This window comes from Neolewinella antarctica (assembly GCF_011927835.1).
In the GTDB taxonomy this organism is placed as follows: Bacteria; Bacteroidota; Bacteroidia; order Chitinophagales; family Saprospiraceae; genus Neolewinella; species Neolewinella antarctica.
Map to the genome: position 1 here is coordinate 832,301 of NZ_JAATJH010000002.1, position 19,567 is coordinate 851,867.

General features: G+C 53.1%; 15 protein-coding genes. 10 read left to right on the forward strand and 5 right to left on the reverse strand.

Annotation, left to right across the window (positions count from 1 at the left end; translation table 11 throughout):
• The first annotated feature begins 49 nt into the window (after positions 1-49).
• From GGR27_RS08605 to GGR27_RS08635, 7 genes are all read left to right on the forward strand, one after another.
• Positions 50-2,488: an Ig-like domain-containing protein gene (locus GGR27_RS08605; protein ID WP_168037011.1), complete on the forward strand. Its 2,439-nt coding sequence runs from the start codon at positions 50-52 to the stop codon at positions 2,486-2,488.
• Positions 2,489-2,580: 92 nt separating this feature from the next.
• On the forward strand, positions 2,581-3,444 hold the full coding sequence (locus GGR27_RS08610) for a glycoside hydrolase family 16 protein (protein WP_168037012.1): 864 nt from the start codon (positions 2,581-2,583) through the stop codon (positions 3,442-3,444).
• A 248-nt stretch (positions 3,445-3,692) separates the two neighbouring features.
• Positions 3,693-7,109 carry a hypothetical protein gene (locus GGR27_RS08615; protein WP_168037013.1) on the forward strand — a complete coding sequence of 1,139 codons (3,417 nt, stop codon included), beginning with the start codon at positions 3,693-3,695 and terminating at the stop codon, positions 7,107-7,109.
• A gap of 90 nt (positions 7,110-7,199) precedes the next feature.
• Positions 7,200-8,390 (forward strand): glycoside hydrolase family 17 protein, encoded by a 1,191-nt coding sequence (locus GGR27_RS08620; protein WP_168037014.1) that lies wholly within the window; start codon positions 7,200-7,202, stop codon positions 8,388-8,390.
• A gap of 20 nt (positions 8,391-8,410) precedes the next feature.
• Positions 8,411-9,925 carry a glycoside hydrolase family 30 protein gene (locus GGR27_RS08625; protein ID WP_168037015.1) on the forward strand — a complete coding sequence of 505 codons (1,515 nt, stop codon included), beginning with the start codon at positions 8,411-8,413 and terminating at the stop codon, positions 9,923-9,925.
• Between the two features lie 9 nt (positions 9,926-9,934).
• Positions 9,935-11,521, forward strand: coding sequence for an MFS transporter (locus tag GGR27_RS08630; protein ID WP_168037016.1), 1,587 nt, complete (start codon positions 9,935-9,937; stop codon positions 11,519-11,521).
• 20 nt (positions 11,522-11,541) lie between these two features.
• On the forward strand, positions 11,542-12,441 hold the full coding sequence (locus tag GGR27_RS08635; RefSeq protein WP_168037017.1) for a glycoside hydrolase family 17 protein: 900 nt from the start codon (positions 11,542-11,544) through the stop codon (positions 12,439-12,441).
• Positions 12,442-12,589: 148 nt separating this feature from the next.
• On the opposite strand, the gene GGR27_RS08640 is transcribed toward GGR27_RS08635, so the two are convergent.
• Positions 12,590-13,456: a YitT family protein gene (locus GGR27_RS08640; RefSeq protein WP_168037018.1), complete on the reverse strand. Its 867-nt coding sequence runs from the start codon at positions 13,454-13,456 to the stop codon at positions 12,590-12,592.
• 267 nt (positions 13,457-13,723) lie between these two features.
• Here GGR27_RS08640 and GGR27_RS08645 point away from each other — a divergent pair, with 267 nt between their 5' ends.
• The 3 genes from GGR27_RS08645 to GGR27_RS08655 all read left to right on the forward strand — a co-directional run bounded on the left by GGR27_RS08645 (position 13,724) and on the right by GGR27_RS08655 (position 15,819).
• Positions 13,724-14,302 carry a sigma-70 family RNA polymerase sigma factor gene (locus GGR27_RS08645; RefSeq protein ID WP_168037019.1) on the forward strand — a complete coding sequence of 193 codons (579 nt, stop codon included), beginning with the start codon at positions 13,724-13,726 and terminating at the stop codon, positions 14,300-14,302.
• Between the two features lie 122 nt (positions 14,303-14,424).
• On the forward strand, positions 14,425-14,688 hold the full coding sequence (locus GGR27_RS08650) for a hypothetical protein (RefSeq protein WP_168037020.1): 264 nt from the start codon (positions 14,425-14,427) through the stop codon (positions 14,686-14,688).
• Positions 14,689-14,766: 78 nt separating this feature from the next.
• Complete coding sequence (locus tag GGR27_RS08655) at positions 14,767-15,819, forward strand: DNA topoisomerase IB (RefSeq protein WP_168037021.1); 1,053 nt, start codon at positions 14,767-14,769, stop codon at positions 15,817-15,819.
• On the opposite strand, the gene porD is transcribed toward GGR27_RS08655, so the two are convergent.
• The 4 genes from porD to GGR27_RS08675 form a co-directional block, all read right to left on the reverse strand.
• On the reverse strand, positions 15,788-16,768 hold the full coding sequence (gene porD, locus GGR27_RS08660; protein WP_168037022.1) for a type IX secretion system protein PorD: 981 nt from the start codon (positions 16,766-16,768) through the stop codon (positions 15,788-15,790). The genes GGR27_RS08655 and porD overlap by 32 nt on opposite strands.
• Positions 16,769-16,864: 96 nt before the next feature.
• Positions 16,865-18,139, reverse strand: a complete 1,275-nt coding sequence (locus GGR27_RS08665) for a bifunctional phosphopantothenoylcysteine decarboxylase/phosphopantothenate synthase (RefSeq protein ID WP_168037023.1) — start codon at positions 18,137-18,139, stop codon at positions 16,865-16,867.
• 233 nt (positions 18,140-18,372) lie between these two features.
• Positions 18,373-18,723: a DNA-directed RNA polymerase subunit omega gene (locus GGR27_RS08670; RefSeq protein ID WP_168037024.1), complete on the reverse strand. Its 351-nt coding sequence runs from the start codon at positions 18,721-18,723 to the stop codon at positions 18,373-18,375.
• Complete coding sequence (locus GGR27_RS08675) at positions 18,689-19,522, reverse strand: outer membrane protein assembly factor BamD (protein ID WP_168037025.1); 834 nt, start codon at positions 19,520-19,522, stop codon at positions 18,689-18,691. The genes GGR27_RS08670 and GGR27_RS08675 overlap by 35 nt, the downstream gene beginning before the upstream one ends.
• Positions 19,523-19,567 lie beyond the last annotated feature (45 nt).

A 19,567-nucleotide genomic window follows, 5' to 3' on the forward strand; every position in this document is an offset into this window, starting at 1 on the left:
GCAATACTTAAATATACACCGGCCTTTACTGCTGTCCTTATCTCTGTTAATGCTACTATTTGCTAGCTGCGAAAGGGATTTAGAAGAATTACAGCCCGCAACCTTTCCGACTGACGGTGACGTCTTCATCGACGGTTTCACCGGCGGGCTGCAATACGCCGTTTTTGCCGGTGCGAAGCCCACGGCATTCGACGTAGATACGGAGACCAAGTATAAGGGGACGACTTCCATGAAGTTCTCTGTCCCCGATGCCGGGGACGCGCTAGGGTCATACGCGGGGGGGACATTTTTTTTGGAGTCGGGCCGCGATTTGTCCGGTTATAATGCGCTTACGTTCTGGGCAAAAGCTACGAAGGCGGCCAACATTGATGTGCTTGGTTTCGCTAATGACCTCGGTGCAAATGTTTACCAGACGTCCATATCCGGTGTACCAGTAAACACGGACTGGAAAAAATACTATATCCCCATTCCGGACCCCGCCAAATTGACCATGGAAAAGGGAATGTTGTACTTCTCCGAAGCGCCGGAAAACGACCGTGGGTATACCTTTTGGCTCGATGAGGTTAAATTCGAGAACGTCGGAACGGTCGTCAAGCTAAGTTCCCTCATTTTTGGTGGAGAGGACCGGCAAGAGTCGGTCGAGTCCGGTGCCACGTTTACCGCCACGGGTACTGCAATTTACAACCTACCCGACGGTACGAACCAGATCGTTACCGTATCATCTTCCTCCTTTGCCTACACCAGTTCAAACCCCGATGTAGCCACCGTAAGCGAAGCGGGAGTAGTGACGGTTGTCGGTGAGGGTACCGCGGTAATCACGGCCACGCTTGGTGGTGATGAGGTCGTGGGCTCACTCACGATCGGAGGAAGCGGAATTGCTATTCGTCCTTCTACCGCTGCTCCAACACCGGACAAGGACGCTACGGCGGATAACGTCATCTCAATTTTTAGTGACCAATATGAGGACGAAACGATAGATTTTTATAATGGCTTTTGGACCGACTCTGATACGCAATCTGAGATAATTCAGGTATCTGGCGATGACATTATCCGTTACTCGCAATTAAATTTCGTTGGTACGGAGTTTAAGAACCCAACAATCGACGCAACGGGTGTTAACCGAATGCACATCGACATTTGGACGCCAGACGACATTGACGAACAGGCTGACTTTACAGTTAAACTGGTCGATTTTGGCTCAAATAACCAATTTGGCGGAGGTGATGATGCTGAGGCTTCCATCATCGTTAAGGCGCCAACATTGAAGAGTCGAGAATGGATAAGTGTTGACGTGCCATTAGCTGACTTTTCCGGCCTGTCATCCCGCGCTAACCTAGCTCAAATTGTGTATGTGGCAGACGGCATACCGAATACGGTTTTCGTAGATAACGTTTATTTTTATTCCGGAGAAGATGGCGGCGGCGGTGGAGGCGGTGATGGCACTGCGCCAAATATGGCCGCACCTACGCCCACAAAGGATGCCGCCCAGGTAATTTCTCTGTTCAGCGAAGCTTACGAGGACGTGCCCGTAGATAATTGGCGGGCAGGCTTTTCCGAAGCCGATTTTTCTGACGTCATGGTTGCCGGTGATGCCGCTAAGCGGTACGACAACTTAGACTTTGTCGGAATCGAAACGATCATGAATCAAATTGACGTAACCGAGATGACGCACTTTAGCATTGACGTTTGGTCGGCTGGGTTCACTTCCTTCATAGTGAAATTAGTAGACGCCGGTGCCGATAGAATTCTTGGCAACGATAACGTCGCCGACGACACGGAGTCATTCGTGATCTTCGATACTCCGGCTCAGGCTCAGTGGGTAACCCTCGACATTCCACTTGGTGACTTTGCCAGCCTGATGGGGCTAAAAAACATTGCTCAGTTAATCGTCGAGGCTACGCCGAGAGGAGAAGTAACCGCCTTTATCGACAATGTGTACTTTTATAAAGATGAAGGCGGCGGTGGCGGCGGTGGCGGCGATGGGGGACCATCCACGGCCGCACCTACCCCGACTACTCCAACTACCGACGTGATCTCATTATTCAGTGATGCTTATGACGACGTTGCGGTTGAGACGTGGCGGACGGATTGGTCTACGGCCGAGTTTTCTGACGTGATGGTCGCGGGCGACGCAGTAAAGAAATATTCAGCCCTGGACTTTGTTGGAATTACTACCGAAGCAAATCAGCTTGATCTTAGTGAAATGACTCACATCCGTCTCGATGTGTGGTCAGCGGATTTCACCTCGTTTAGCGTCAAGTTGGTTGACTTTGGGGCAAACGGTATAGGAGAACAAACCCTCGGTGATGATGCCGAACATCAAATTGACTTCGCAATGCCCGCCACGGGTGAGTGGATCAGCTACGACATTCCGCTCTCCGATTTTACGGGCTTAACGACTAAGAAAAACATAGCTCAGTACATCCTCGTTGCAAAACCCGCAGGAGCGGCAACGGTCTACATTGATAATATGTACTTCCGGAAATAATGCGGGCGCTACTACTTATTTGTTCGCCGAAGTAACTGTAATGACTTTCGCCGCGGGAAGAGCCTCGGGTTGGTCCATATAAAATAAAAACCATGGATACCTTACTAATAAACTCGAAAGCCGTGTGTCGCTTTTTGGGTATACTAACAATCGCTACGGGTTTTGCGGCGTGCGACGTAAGTGAAGACCAGCAACTGGACGAACGGTCCTACGAACTCGTCTGGAGTGATGATTTCGACGGCGCGGCCGGAGAACTTCCCAGTGCCGCTAACTGGACTTACGATATCGGAAACGGCCCTGCGGGCTGGGGTAACAACGAGCTTCAGATGTATACTGATAACCCCGAAAACGTCTCGTTGGATGGGAACGGTAACCTGCTGTTAACTGCAATTAGGATCGATAATGAAAACGGCGACCAGTTCACCTCGGCAAGAATTAAGACCGAAGGGCTGTTTACGAAAGCGTACGGTAGGTTCGAAGCACGGCTGAAGACACCCTACGGACCGGGCATCTGGCCGGCATTCTGGTTGCTGGGGGATAACTGTAACGAGATGCCCTGGCCGCAGTGCGGAGAAATTGACATCATGGAACTGCGTGGGCAGGAGCCCAACAAGATTGCCGGAAGCGTACACGGACCCGGTTATTCCGCCGGTCAGGCCATAACCGCGGATTATACCTTGGAAAATGGTCGGTTTGATGCTGAGTTTCGCATCTTCGCGATCGAGTGGGGCGAAGATTACATCGACTACTTCGTGGACGACTTTCTGTATCAACGGATTACGAAGGAAGACACTGAAGAGGCAGATGATGGTAAGGGGGAATGGGTCTACGATCATCCCTTTTACATTATCATGAACGTGGCCGTCGGTGGTAATTACGTCGGGTTCCCAGTGGACGCTACTCCCTTTCCACAGACGATGACCATCGATTACGTGCGCGTGTATGAAGAGCGGTAAGCGTGTCATCGGCGAGTTTTGCGCGCCGTAGTAGTTATTTGGGGAGTTACGCTTTGCTACTCCGCAGGGATAATGGGTACACACTGCTTGGTCGTGCAAGCTAGACCGTCACCGTGATGGGCATTTAGGTGCTGCACGGCAGGAACCCTGCACCCGCGTCCGCGCCCAATTACCATACTATCAATCTTGCGCCACGGCATACGAACCTGGTTGTGGCGAGGTGAGAGATTCATAACGAAAAATACAATATGTCCAAATTAGAGCGGGTTCAGATTAAAGCGGTTGATTATTTCAAGATCACCAACGTGGACCAGATGCGTCCATTTTTAATGAGCGTGGTGAGTGACGCAAATCACTGGCTATTTATTTCCAGCAACGGTGGCCTTACCGCGGGCAGAAAAAACTCGGAGTTTGCTTTATTTCCCTATTACACGGACGATAAAATCACCGAATTCGCCGAAACCACCGGTAGCAAATCAATTTTCAGAATTGGTGATGGTGATGCCGCGAAAGTCTGGGAGCCATTTTCATTAAGGGATAATGATCGCTACGAAACGACGAACAACGTATATAAAAGCACGTACGGAGATCGCATTATTTTTGAAGAAATCAATCATGACCTGGGGCTGACCTTTTCCTACGAGTGGTGCTCGTCGCAGCGATTTGGTTTCGTGCGTAATGGTCTGCTGCGAAATACCTCAGATAAAAATATTAGCGTCGAACTGATCGATGGTATCAGAAATATCGTGCCCGCCGGGGTGGGGAGCGAATTACAGAACCGCTCCAGTAATCTCGTGGACGCTTACAAAAGAAATCAATTAGACCAAAAGAGTGGCGTGGGTATTTTTGCCCTGAGTGCCATCATTGTCGACAAAGCGGAGCCCAGCGAATCCCTGAGTGCCAACGTGGTCTGGTCAATCGGGCTTTCCGGCGCGACCCGCCTCCTGTCATCCCGCCAGCTAAATGCATTCCGCGAGGGTGGCCCGGTTCGGGAAGAGACCGACGTAAAGGGGGAGAAAGGCGCGTACTACTTATGCCATAAGTTGAACCTTCCGGCCGGTGAAGCAGAGGAATGGACCATGGTGGCGGACGTGAATAAGAATCAGTCCGACGTCGTATCCATCATTCACCAACTTAGTGGAAATGGTGAATTGCGCAAAGAGATTATGGTGGACGTTGCCTCCGGAACCCAAAAACTCATCAGCTTAGTGGGCGCTTCCGACGGATTGCAAAAGACCGGGGATGAGTTCCGCGACGCACGTCATTTTTCGAACGTACTGTTTAACATCATGCGGGGGGGCACTTTCGATGATGGTTACAATATTGAGGGCAAAGACTTTAGCCAGTACCTCAAAAAGGCGAACCTCGGTGTCTTTAACCTGCGGCAAAAACAGGTCGACGCACTGGGTGAGGAATTCACTGTTTTCGACCTGCGCAGCCTGACCGATCGCAAAGACGAGCCTGACTTCCGCCGTTTGGTGACGGAATACCTACCCTTAAAATTCAGTCGCCGCCACGGCGACCCCAGCCGCCCCTGGAACAAATTCTCCATCAATACCCAGAGCGAAGTGGATGGTTCCAAGATCCTCGACTACGAAGGTAACTGGCGGGATATTTTCCAAAATTGGGAAGCACTCGCGCACAGCTACCCGGAGTTTATGGAAGGCATGATCCATAAATTTCTGAACGCCACGACCTTTGACGGTTATAACCCTTACCGGGTTACCAAGGACGGATTTGACTGGGAGGCGATCGAGGAAGACGACCCCTGGTCATACATCGGTTACTGGGGAGATCATCAAATCATCTATCTCCTTAAATTCCTGGAATTTATTGAGGTACAGCGGCCACAAGTACTGCACGAAGTGGCAAATGAGTCAGTGTTCGTATACGCTAATGTCCCCTACAAAATAAAGCCTTACGATAAGATCGTAGAGGACCCTAAAGACACGGTTGATTTCGACCGTTCTTTGGATGAATCCATTCGGGAGAAGCGAAGCACCATGGGCGCGGACGGTGCGCTGCTCACTACTTCCGGCGGAGAACTATACCGGGTAACCTTTATCGAAAAAATGCTGGCTACGACGCTCGCAAAAGTCTCCAACTTTATTCCCGAAGGTGGTATTTGGATGAATACCCAGCGGCCGGAATGGAATGACGCCAATAACGCACTGGTCGGTAACGGGGTCTCCATGGTGACGCTGTATTACTTGAGACGCTTTTTGACGTTCTTCAAAAAGTGGACGGCGGAGCTAGACCTTGAAGAGGTGGACCTGTCCGGTGAACTCCTAGCGTATTTTGATGCCGTTCATCAGATTCTGCGGGACCATGAGGTCAAAGCGGGAGACGAAATTTCCGACAAGCAGCGCAAAAAGGTAGTGGACGGTTTGGGCCAGGCCGCATCGACGTACCGATGGAAAATCTACGATAGTGGCTTCTCTGGCAAGCAGGGATCGCTATCTCTAGCTAACCTTACTGACTTCTTGACGGTTAGCCTCGCTCACTTGGATCATAGTATAGAAGCTAACCAACGCGCCGATAAGCTATTCCACGCTTACAACCTGATCGACATTGAGAAAGACGGATTCGGCGTGTCGCACCTGGAGGAGATGTTGGAAGGTCAGGTTGCCGTGCTGAGCGCGGAATACCTCAACCCACAACGTGCACTGAACGTAATCGAAGCGCTTTCCAAAAGTAGTCTTTACCGGAAGGATCAGAACTCTTACATTCTGTATCCTAATAAAGAACTCCCGGGGTTCCTCGATAAAAACACCATCCCCGCCGACCGGGTAGAGAAGTCGAAGTTACTGACGCAGATGCTGGAAGCTGGAGACCAGCGAATTGTCAGTAAGGATTTGAACGGAGAATACCATTTCAGCGCCGAGTTTAGGAACGTGAAAGATTTACGTGCCGTACTAAAGACCTTGTCCGGCGGTAAGTTCGGTCAGCTTCCGGTAATCGAAAAAACCCAACTGGAGGCCGCGTTCGAGGCGGTGTTTAACCACAAAGCCTTTACCGGACGTTCCGGAACCTTTTACGGTTACGAGGGTCTCGGGTCCATCTACTGGCACATGGTGTCCAAGCTGCAACTGGCGGTGATGGAAAATTACCAGATGGCCGTTCGGGAAGAGGCAGATGACAACACGATCACTTCGTTATTGCAACACTACCGCGACGTGGCGGAGGGTACGGGTCTCCACAAAAGCCCGGAGCTTTACGGTGCCTTTCCTACCGACCCCTATTCCCACACACCCGGCGGAAAAGGCGCGCAACAGCCCGGTATGACGGGGCAGGTAAAGGAGGATATTCTTTCCCGGCTCGGGGAACTCGGTATTTCCGTAACGGACGGTCGGCTCACGTTTGCACCTACGGCCCTGCGCCGGTCAGACTTTCTTAGGGAGGCTAGTACGTTCAGTTACGTGGACACCAACAGTAGGGATCAAAAAATCAGCGTAAGTAAAGATGCCATCGCCTTCACGCACTGCCAGTTGCCGATTATTTATAGATTGGGGGAGCGGAAAGCCATCGAGGTAAAACTTACGGACGGCACGGCTAATCAACTGCACTCGTTGCAATTGGATAGGGACACTAGTCGCGAAGTATTTATGCGCAGCGGAACGGTTGAGCGTATCACGGTAACCATCCCGGAATCTCAACTAAAATAATCTGCTTCCATGCGCTTATCATGCATTCGTCTTTTCTGTCTTATACTGCTGCCGTGCCTCTATGCCTGCGACACGGATAAAAAAACAAACATGGATTTACCCTCGCGCACCGCGAAAGATATTTTAGGCCAACCCGGGTTTACCGCTATTTCTTACGGCGGGTACCGATCTACGTCACGCGACGTACAACCCACGATCAAGCAGATCAAGGAAGATCTATTGATCCTTTCCGCGATGGGTATTCGAATAGTCCGGACCTATAACGTGCAACTCGCTCAGGCCGGAAACGTGCTGGTCGCTATCAAAGAACTGAAGGCCGAGGATGCTTCTTTCGAGATGTACGTGATGCTTGGTGCTTGGATCGACTGTAAAAATGCTTGGACCGGACTTGAGCCGGACCACAACCAGGAAAGCGAACAGAACCAGGCGGAGATTAAGCGTGCAACGGATTTCGCCAAGCAGTACCCGGACATCGTCAAAGTAATTGCCGTCGGCAATGAAGCCATGGTGAAGTGGGCTGCGGCCTATTACGTGCAGCCGGGCGTTATTCTGAAGTGGGTTGATCACCTTCAGGATTTAAAGACCAAAGGAGATCTTTTGGCTGATCTTTGGATCACGAGCTCCGATAACTTCGCCTCCTGGGGCGGTGGGGGAGAGGAGTACCACGTGGAAGATCTCAATAAACTATTCCGGGCGGTCGATTACGTATCCATACACACCTACCCGATGCACGACACGCACTACAATCCGGTGTTTTGGGGCGTGACGCCTGAAGAGACGGAGATGACCAAAGAGCAACAGATCGACGCGGCCATGGTCCGCTCACGGGATTACGCTATTGCTCAGTACGATTCGGTCGTCAATTATATGCACGGTATCGGAGTGGACAAGCCCATCCACATCGGAGAAACCGGCTGGGCGAGTAGCGCAAATGAGCTTTATGGCAATGGTGGGTCTAACGCAACCGACGAATATAAGCAAGCCCTTTACCATGACTACATCCGCGAGTGGGCCGGAAAGAACGAGATGGCTTGCTTCTACTTTGAAGCCTTCGATGAGCCCTGGAAGGATGCCGGTAACCCGGGCGGGTCTGAGAATTTCTTTGGTTTGTTTACGGTGGGCGGTAAAGCCAAGTATGCTTTATGGTCGGCCGTCGACGCGGGCATCTTCGAGGGGCTGACGCGTGATGGTAACCCTATTGCCAAGACTTACGGCGGCGACTTAGAGAAATTATTGGCGGACGTTCCTGTCCCAAATGAGTTAGTGACGCCAGCTCACTGAAACGACACAATATCTTCGTCATGCAAATTCGACATCTCCTTTATCTACAATTATTTTTGGTCATGTTATTAGGTTGTCAGCCAGCGGGAGGAAATGGAGGCGTGAATGATGATGGAGCATTAAGCGTTACCGTTTTTGAAACTTCGGCTGATGGTAACCAATTGACCGCCATCACCCCCGACGGGTCTGTTGGTGACCCTTCAATAATTATAATTAATCCGGAAAAGGAGTTTCAAACCATCACTGGTTTCGGTGGGTCATTCACCGAAGCTTCCGCCTATCTGCTGAATCAGCTTAGCCAAGCTAATCGGGATTCTATCATCAACGCCTATTTTGGAGACGATGGCGCTCGCTATTCCCTTACGCGCACCCACATCAACTCCTGTGACTTTTCGCTAAGTAACTATTCCTACGCGCCCGAGGCGGGAGATACGGAGCTCAACAGCTTCTCCGTAGTCGAAGACGAACCGGATCTAATTCCAATGATCCTGGACGCCCAAAAAGCTTCCACTGATGGCTTCAAAATCATTGCCTCCCCCTGGACGGCCCCGCCGTGGATGAAGGATAACAGAGATTGGCGAGGCGGCAAGCTGGAACCTAAATATTACGACACCTGGGCTCGCTTTTTTGCCAGGTATCTGGAAGCCTACCGCGCTAAAGGAATTGATGTTTGGGGAATCACCGTAGAGAACGAGCCACTCGGTAATGACAACAACTGGGAAAGCATGCACTACACACCCGAGGAAATGTCCGAATTCGTCGCTAATCATCTTGGGCCAGTACTGGCAGAAGCCGGTGAGGACGTCAAAATTCTGGGGTACGATCAGAACCGGGGAGATGAGATGAAAGATTGGGTGGACGCCCAGTACAAAAACGAAGCGGCCGCAAAGTACTTCGACGGCACCGCCGTCCACTGGTACGCCAGCACCTACGAGCACTTCCCCAAAATGCTCACCTACGCCCACGAAGCCGCGCCGGATAAGCACCTGATCCAAACCGAAGGCTGCGTTGATTCCGAAGTGCCCAAGTGGAGAGATGACGCCTGGTACTGGAGTAAGGAAGCCACCGACTGGGGTTGGGATTGGGCGCCGGACGATCAAAAACACCTTCACCCGAAGTACGTCCCCGTCTACCGCTACGCCCGTGATATGATCGGCTGTCTCAATAACTACGTCGATGGTTGGGTGGATTGGAACATGGTACTCGACCGCCAGGGCGGCCCGAACTGGTTTGAGAACTGGTGCGTCGCCCCCGTCATCGTTGATCCCAAAGCGAATGAAGTCTACTTTACGCCCTTATACTACACCATGGCCCACTTTAGCAAGTACATCCGGCCCGGTGCCAAGCGGATCGGCTTTGAAAATGCGGATGAGTCCCTGCAGGTGACCGCCGTCAGGAATCCGGACGGCTCCATTGCGGTGGTCGTGCTAAACCAGGACACTGAAAAGAAGTCGTTCCGCCTGTCCATCGGGGCGCGCACCCAAGATATCAGCATTAGCCCCCGGGCTCTCCAAACCATCGTCGTCACGCAGTAATTTGAAATCATGTCATCAGCTAAAGCAGCATCCGCACTCGATACGCCCACGCCAGACCGGGATAAGGTCCCACTTCTTCAGAAGAGCGCGTTTGGTGCGGGGCAGTTTGTCCTAAATCTTCTGCCGGGTGCCCTGAGCTTTTTTCAGTTCTTCTTGCTTACCGCGTTTGGGATCGACCCATTCCTGGCGGGTTTGTTGAGTGGTCTACCGCGAATTTTCGATGCGGTGACCGACCCGATCATGGGGTTCATTTCCGATAATACAAAGTCCAGGTGGGGCCGCCGGCGGCCTTACATCTTCGTCGGTGCTATCGCCAGCGCCGTACTGTTTGCCCTTCTCTGGCAGATGGACGATGCAAACGGCAGTACCTACAATTTCTGGTACTTCCTCCTTTTCTCGCTGATCTTCTTAATTGGTAATACCATGTACGCCACGCCATTGGTTGGCCTGGGTTATGAGATGACTTCAGACTACAAGGAGCGTACCCGTATTCAGGCGTTTGGCCAGACGGCGGGTCAACTGGCCTGGGTTGTCGTCCCCTGGTTCTGGGTGATTATTGCGGACCCCGACGTGTTTGAGTCGCAGGAGGTTGGCGTTAGGACCATGGCGCTGTACGTAGCGGGTATTTGCGCGGTGCTGGGTATTCTTCCGGCCATATTTTGTAAGGGGATCGATGCGTCGAACATGGGAAACCGAAAAGAAATTTCCTTTAAGACAATGTTCACGAACCTAACAGATCTTTGGGAAGGCATCAAAGAAGTATCAAATAATAAGCCCTTCTTGAAGCTTTGCGGAGCCACCTTTTTAGTGTTCAACGGTTTCCAAATGGTGGCGTCATTCAGCGTGTTCATCATTGTTTTTTACCTCTATGATGGTAGCTACGAAGCGGCTAGTACTTGGCCGGCATGGTTTTCTACCATCACGGCCCTTCTAACCGCCTTTTTGATCATTCCCATCATTTCGTGGATGGCAAATTCATTTGGTAAGCGTAAGGCCTTCATTATTTCCACCGGAATATCCATGGTAGGGTACGTCCTCAAATGGTGGGGTTTCGATCGGGAATTGAACGAAGAATTTAATGAAACAGGACTCGGTCAATCATTGAACAGTGGTACGGCGGCTCTTTTCGAATGGATGAATCCATTTCTGGAGAGCGTCGGTATGGACTGGTTTACGATTAACACCGACGTGACGGCTCCGTGGCTCATGTTCCTCCCCGTCCCGCTAATCGCCTTCGGTATGGGCGGCCTATTTACGCTGATGATGAGTATGACGGCGGACGTTTGTGATCTGGATGAACTGGAAAACGGTATGCCACGCAAGGAAGGTACCTTCGGAGCAATCTACTGGTGGATGGTAAAACTGGGCCAGGCACTCGCCCTGGTAATTGGTGGAGCCGTGTTGTCCTGGGTCGGTTTTGAGGGCGACTCCGCTACGCAAACCGCCGAAACCATGCACAGCCTACGGATAGCGGATATTTGGATCCCCGCCGCGACCGCTGGCCTGGCCATGATCGTCATGTGGAGTTATTCGCTAACGGAAGAACGCGCCGAGGAGATAACGAAGGAACTGGTTAAGCGACGCGGCAAGCTCTAATCAACTCATAAAACAACAACATGTCGTCAAGAACAAAGGTGCAATTTGGTGCCTCCGGTGTATCCGGCCGGAATTACGTAGAACTGGGGAAGGACAAAACCAGAGAATTATTTAATCGTACGCTCGCGGGCGGGCTGTCCGGGTTCTGCATCAGTCCCTACGAGGAAGGGCAGCAGCCTGGCGACCACCTGACCGAAGAACAAGTCCGACGACGGCTGAATATCATCCAGCCACACTGCAAATGGGTCCGGTCATTCTCCTGTACGGAGGGTAATGAGTTAGTACCCAAAATTGCTAAGGAGCTTGGTATGAAAACCATGGTCGGTGCCTGGTTAGGTGACGATCCGGAAAAGAATAAAGTAGAGATCGCCGGGCTCATTCGCGTTGCCAAAGAAGGCTTAGTGGACATTGCCGCGGTCGGTAACGAAGTCCTCTACCGCGGAGACATGGAGTTATCGGATTTGCTAGCCACCATCAAGCACGTCCAGGACGAATTGCCCGACGTGACCGTAGGCTACGTAGATGCCTATTACGAATTCACGGATCATCCGGAACTCGTCGACGCCAGTGACGTCGTCCTCGCCAACTGCTACCCTTACTGGGAAGGCTGCCCCTTCGAGCACTCGCTCGTCTACATGAAGCAGATGTACCAGCAAGCCGTCGATGCGGCAAGGGGAAAGAAAGTCATCATCACCGAAACGGGCTGGCCGAGCCAGGGTACTCCGACCAAAGGTTCCGTGCCGTCGGAAGAGAACGCCATGGGGTATTTCATCAATGCTGTGGAATGGACGGAAGAAAAGGGTATCGACTTATTCTACTTCTCCAGTTTCGATGAGTCCTGGAAAGTCGGCGCGGAAGGCGACGTCGGCGCTTATTGGGGTGTTTGGGATAAGGATGAAAATATTAAGTACCAAGAGTAGTTGTGCGCGGCCGCGGGTGCAGGGGAGGTAAGAGAGTCTGTGGTTTGTGGTCTAAAGTCCTGGGTACTATAGACTCCAGACCAAAGACCAAAGACTATAGACCCCAGACCAAAGACTATAGACCCCAGACCCCAGACCCCAGACCAAACTAAACCGTCCGCTTCTTCACCATCCCCCCGTGCACGTCCGATATACTAGAAAATACCATAAAGGCTTTGGGGTCGATGTCCTGTACGGCAAGCGTTAGTTTCCGGATCTCCAAACGGGTGATGACTGCGTAAAGCACGTCGTGGGTATGCTCCCGCCCGCCGCGCGCACCGTAGCCGCCCTGGCCTTTATATACGGTCACACCACACTTGACTTCGTTAATCAGGGCTTCCCGCACGGCCGCGTTTTGCTGGCTGATGATGGTGACGCCCGTGTATTCTTCAACGCCGTCGATGATAAAATCGAGCGCTTTCGACGCCACCACGTAGGTGATCAGGGAGTACATGGCCTGCTCCATGCTGAGTGTGAAGGCGGCCACGATAAAAATAACGATGTTGATTAGAATTACCCAGTCGCTCACCTTTGCACCAACGCGCCGGCTCAGAAAGATCGCCAGTATCTCCGTCCCGTCGAGCACGCTGCCCCCGCGCATGGACAAGCCGATGCCCGTGCCCAAGAATAAGCCGCCGAAGATGGAAATTAGGAGCTTATCGTTCGTCAGGGTAGGGAAGTGAACGAAGGTCACCACGATGGCGAGCAGTACGATGGCCGCGCCCGTTTTCCACGCAAACTGGGGTCCGATTACGATCCGGGCCAAGTAGAGAAAGGGTACGTTGAGAATAATCAACAACACGGAAAGCGGCCAGTCGAACGTATGCACGAGCAGCAGCGCTACCCCCGTGACGCCTCCGTCGATGAAGTTATTCGGTAGTAAGAATCCTTCCAGACCGAAGGCCGCGCAGGCGACACCAATTACGATAAAAAACAGGTCCGCGACGAGGGGCTCACTTCGTTTGGTTTTCGGCATGGCGCAAAAGTACACCGGGCGGTCCCCGAAATTCCCTTGCACCCGCGTCCGCGCCCAAAGAACTTTTAAAATGGACGATAAAATTTACGCGCGCCGCAACTTCTTGCGCAACCCCCGACATTTACCCCACATAACAACCACGTTAACCTTGCCCAACTACGTTCACCGTAGCGCTGGGTGGAGCCGGGAGGAAAATAAAAGCACGACGGGAAACGCCCCGCCCAACTCATTTTTCAAACCGGCACAACACCCCTCAGGGGTCCGACTATGGCACGCAACAATCGCGAGCGAATCTTCGAAACCGAAATGCTTGGCCACTACAAAGCCGTCTATAACTTCCTTGCCCGGATGTGCGGCAACGCAGCCGACGCGGCCGATCTGAGCCAGGAAGCCTTCGCCCGCGCCTACGTCAAGATCGAACAGTACGAACCCGGCACGAACGCCAAAGCCTGGCTCTTCCGCCTGGCCCACAACCTGTTCATCAACGATTACCGGAAAAAGTCCCGCCGGGGCGAAACGGAACTCGACGAACGGGTGGCCTACAACCGCCGCGACGAAAGCCACGCCATGGCCGGCTTCTCCGACCTGCGGATTGCCGGAGCCATGGACCGGGATTTCTCCGACCCCATCGTGAAAGCCATGACCTTTTTGCGGGACGACCAGCGCGCCATCATCATCATGGCCGACCTCTACGACTTCTCCGAAAAAGACATCGCCGAAGCCATGGACCTCAACTTGAATACCGTCAAGTCCACGACCCGCCGGGCCAGAGTGGCACTGATCAAGCAATTGTCAGTGTACGCCGAGGACACCTACGGAATCGTGAACACGCGTAATCTCGGCTGAGACTATTTAAAACAACTAGTGCCACCCCGCCATCAGGCTCGCGGGGTGGCACTTTTCACATATACCGACGAGTCACCCGTCACGAAATCATCCTCTAATCATCGCCTTCAATAATTTCCGCCATGCAGCATCCCAACAGCTTTCACCAGAAGAAAACACCCGCCACGCCCTCGCAACCGGAAGTTGCCGACCGCGAACCGGAAGAAGAACTACGCTGTCAGAGTAGTGACCTGAATCTGTCGATAGACGCCAGAACGGAAGAGCTGGAAGACCTGCCTTCGTTCAAAGTCTTCCTAAAAAAGAATTTACCCTACCAGGCTACGCCAAAGGATTTGCTGGCAAGCATTTATGATCGGGTGGATCGAATCAAGGCTGAATCGCTGTAGCGTTTCTAGCAAGGGCGTCATAAACAATTCCCCCGAAAGCTTCTTCTAATCCGGAACCCTACACCGCAAGAAGAACCCATGGGAAACAAAGCCACCAAGCGTTATAAAGGCCTGCCCGACCTGATCCACTATCCCGACGATAAACCCGGCTGGTCGCGCAAACCTAAAAAATCCGGTGGTTTCAATTATTACAAAGAAGACGGCGAGCGCATCACCGATAAGCTGATCCACGACCGCCTCGAAACCCTGGCCATCCCCCCGGCCTGGACCGAAGTCTGGATCTGCCCCAAAGAAAAGGGCCACCTCCTCAGCACCGGGCGCGATGACGCCGGCCGCAAGCAATACCGCTACCATCCCGACTGGATGGCTTTTAAGCAACTCAACAAGTTTAGTAAATTACTGGAGTTTGCCGAAGAACTACCCGCAGCCCGCGTCACGATCCGTAATATCCTCACCGACAACTCTAACGGCTGGCACCGCGAACGCGTCGTCGCCCTTTCCCTGGCCCTGATGGACGAAACCGGTATGCGCGTCGGCAACGCTGCCTACCAACGCCGCAACGGCACCACCGGCCTCACGACCCTGCGCCGTAAACACATGACTACCGATAGCGACGGACTTCATTTCGAATACGTCGGCAAAAGTGGCATCGACCGGGAAGTCGATCTGCACGATCCCGTGCTCACCCAACTCATTAGCGACGTCAGCGAATTACCCGGCTACGAAGTTTTTCGCTACCGGGATAAAGGTGGTTCGATGACTAATGTCGACAGCGGAGACGTGAACGATCTCGTCCACGAATTACTGGGCGACCGCTTTAGCAGCAAATACTTTCGTACCTGGGCGGCCACTTCCGCCGCCGTGTATTTCTACTGGGAGATTCAATCCGAAAGCGGTGACGCGGAACTGCCCGAACGGATGGACTTACGCGTCGTCGAGCGCGTCGCGGATTACCTCGGCAACACGGTCAACGTCTGTCGAAAATACTACATCCACCCGTCGGTGCTGGCGGCCGTGACCAACCACGAAATCCCTCCGGCGGACAGTATCACCAAAAAGGAAGAGAAAACTTTTATGGGTGAATTCGACGCCGAGGAAATTATCGCACGCCGCGTTTGTTCCGTGAAGTAGCCGGCCCCTTGAAGCGAATGCTGCGGTAATCACCGGATTTGGCGGGGTCGATGCGCGACATGGCGGTGATCACCGTATTCTGTTCCACGCCCGTGGCGCCTTTATAAATTTCAATGATTTCTTCCCGTTTCGCGTCCACGAAAGCCTGGGCGAAAACGGAGTTTGGGTTGGCTGCGTTGGCCTTCTGCGCGTCCTCGACGGCGATCGTAATGTTGTTGCGGGCGCTGATCTGGTCGGTCGTCATCATGTCGAGGCCGAGGCGGTGGTAATTATAGTAGGCGCGCCGCATGGGGAGCATCCGGGGGTCCAGGATGTTGTCCATCAGGAAAAACCGGTTGCGGCTGCGCGCGGTCGTTTTCCAGCCGTTCGTATTTTGTAACCCGGGGGGTAGGCGGTTGTAGAGTTCGCGGGCTTTGTTGAAGTGGGGGGTGCCGCCGAGGGGAGAAAAAGTGTCGTAATCGAGGCCGATAATGATGTAGCTGTAGAATGCCATGATCGTCCCCAGGTCACTGAGATAACTCTGTTCCGAGTACTGAATGCCCTCCCCCTGGCGGTAAGAAAAGTCGATGTTTTCGTCCTGGGTGTTGAAGACGGGCGTCTGGTCCCCCACGCCGTAGATCGGGCGGAGGCTCTGGATGGCCATCGTCCCGGTAAACTGATTCGGGGTGGGGATGGAGGCACCGTCTCCCTTAGTAGATTGTTCCATGCGTTCCCGGATGGTGAGAAACACGGTTGCTTCGATGCGTTCTTCCTCTTCGAAGCGGTCGCCCGTCCACGTTTGTCCGTTGAGGAAAGTGACGAGGTCTTTTTCCAGGGCTTGCAATTGGCTCTTGTCCGTCTGGGTTATTTGTTCCGTATTCAGGTTGACCGTCCAGCGGATTTCGCTCTGGGCGCGGACGCTGGTGCAGAGGGAAACTAGTAAGAGCAGGGGAAGTAGGGATCGTACCATAGGGTAAAGGTAATTAGTGAAGGTTGAGGGCATCCTGCCCGAACGAAAAGGCGGTAGCGCTACCGCACGAACATTCGGGCAGGATGCCCTCAACCTTTAGAAGCGAGTCACGAGTTCGTTTAAAATATCGTCCGCCACCGCAGTTTTTTCTTTCAGATCGAAAGGCTTAACGCTAGTAGCATCAACGAACTGCACCCGGTTAGTCGTATGCCCAAAGCCGGTTCCCTCATCCGAGGGAGAATTGAGAACGATGAAGTCCAAATTTTTACTCACCAGTTTTCGCCGGGCGTTGACCAGTTCGTCGTTGGTTTCCAGCGCGAAGCCCACCAGTCGCTGGTGGCTCTTTTTGTCCTGCCCCAGCTCGGCCGCGATGTCGGGGTTGCGGACGAGTTCCACACTTAGCGCTCCTTCTTTTTTCTTGATCTTTTGCTTAGCGACGTTTTTCGGTCGGTAATCCGCCACGGCGGCGGCGAGGATGGCGGCGTTGGCTTTCGGCCAGAGGGCAACGCTGGCGGCGTGCATCTCGCGGGCGGTACGGACGGCCAGAACCTGGACGCCTTCAGCGGTGGTCGACAGGTTAGTCGGCCCCAGAATCAAGTCTACCCGGGCGCCCCGGGCGGCGGCTGCTTCGGCGATGGCGATGCCCATTCTGCCGGTACTGCGATTGCCCAGGTAGCGAACCGGGTCTAAGTCCTCGTGGGTAGGCCCTGCGGTCACTAAAATGCGCTTGCCCAATAAATCCTGCTCTCTTCGAATATCCTTAACACCCGCGACCGCGCCCTCCGTCTCGGAAGGCAAAGCAAGCTTGGGTTTAACATTGTTTTGCTGTCTACCGGAGAAGTAGCCATCAAGTATGGTAATGATGTTCTCCGGCTCCGCCAACCGCCCCGCGCCCGACAGACCGGAAGCCAACTCACCATCACCGACGTCGATTAAGTGATTTCCGTAAGTCTTCAGTAATGCTACATTACGCTGCGTAGCCGGGTGCGCCCACATATCCAGATCCATCGCCGGCGCGAAAAAAATCGGGCAGCGGGCGGAGAGATACACGGCTACGATTGCGTTGTCACAAATCGCGGTAGCCATTTTACCCAGTGTCGTCGCCGTCGCCGGAGCAATGATCATTGCATCCGCCCAGAGGCCGAGCTCGACGTGATTATTCCAACTCTCGCCATTGTGCACCGAAGTCGTAACCTCGTTTTTGGATAGCGTCGCTAGCGTGAGCGGGGAAATAAAATCCGCCGCCGCCCGCGTCATCAGCACTTTCACTTCCGCACCACCCTTGATCAACCCGCGCACGAGTAGCGCCGCTTTGTAAGCCGCGATGGAGCCGGAAACGCCGAGGATTATTTTCTTGCCCTTGATTGACATATTAGTATGGTAGTAGCGGCTACGCCTTTAGTACGGTAGTATGATAGTAACGGCTTCGCCTTAGTATGATAGTAGCCAGTATATGACGCGCGGCAGCACTATCATACTACCATACTGCGCGTAGCGCTACTACCATACCACCTAATGCGTAGCGCTACTGCCATACTAGAAAAGGCCACGAATAGAGCGGGTCCATTCGTAGCCTTCGCTAAATTTTGTTGAACTACGGGAGCTTAAACTTCTTCGTCCTCATCTTCCCGCGGCTCGTTAAAGCGCGAGTAAAGCTCGCCGTCCAGGTATTCGCGCATGGCGATCAGGACGGGGTTGGGGAGCTTTTCGTAGAACTTGGAGATTTCAATCTGCTCCTTGTTCTCCACGACTTCCTCGATGGTATCGGTCACTTCGGCGAACTCTTCGAGCTTCAGGTCGAGCTCGTGCTTGAGGTCGACGGAAAGCTGACGGGCGCGGCGGCTGACGATGGCGAGGGTTTCGTAGATGTTATCGGTGTCGCTGACGAGTTGGTGGATGTCGCGGGCGGCTACGTCGGGGCTAAGGCCTTGAGCGCGTGCTTTGATATCTGACATTTTCGAGTTCTTTTAGTCTTGCGTTATCTTTTTCAAGAAGGGTGGTGAGTTCCGGCGCGTATTTGCTGTCGGGGTAGCGGGCGAGGAAGTTCTCAATGAGTTCTATGTCTTTAGAGAATCTTTCTTGTTGGCGGGTAACGAAACTGCGCGTCGCGTATTCGTACTGGCTCATCGCCATCAGGTAACGAATCTCTTCGCCGCGCTTCGTTTCGGGGTAGTCCTTGAGGACGTTCTCAAAACTCTGTTGAGCTGATTCATAACGCCCAATGTCCATGTACAGTTTGGCGGATTCGAAATCCTTTAGCTCCATTTTCGCCCGCATCTCGTCGATCAGGCGGTTGGATTCGGTGATGCGCTCGCTCTCGGGGTAGCGGTTGGCGAACTCTTCGAAGCCTTCGATGGCCTTTACGGAAAAACTCTGGTCGAGGCGGTAAACGGGGCTGAGGCGGAAGTTAGAGTAGGCCCGCATGAAGTCGGCTTCTTCCCGCAACGGGCTGCCGCCGTAGGTCGTCGCGAAGTTCTTGAAGTAGTAACTGGCCAGGACGAACTGGTCCGTGTAGTAGTACGTGTAGGCGTAGCGGTAGGCAATCTGCTCGGCGTCGCTCGTGCCCCGGAACGGCGCGATGGAGAGTTCGTAAAGCGTCTGTGCCCGCTGGTATTCCTTGGCCTCGAAGTAGACGTTAGCCTGCTTGAGGATGGACTCGGGGTTACCACTCGTCCGGACGGTTTCGAATTCTGACTTGCAACCCAGGGTGACCAGGGCAACTAGGAGGAGGGAAAAGAGGTGGTTGAACTTCATTTGGCGCGCAAAGATAGGGAGAAAAATAATGGTCGGGGGTTTGAG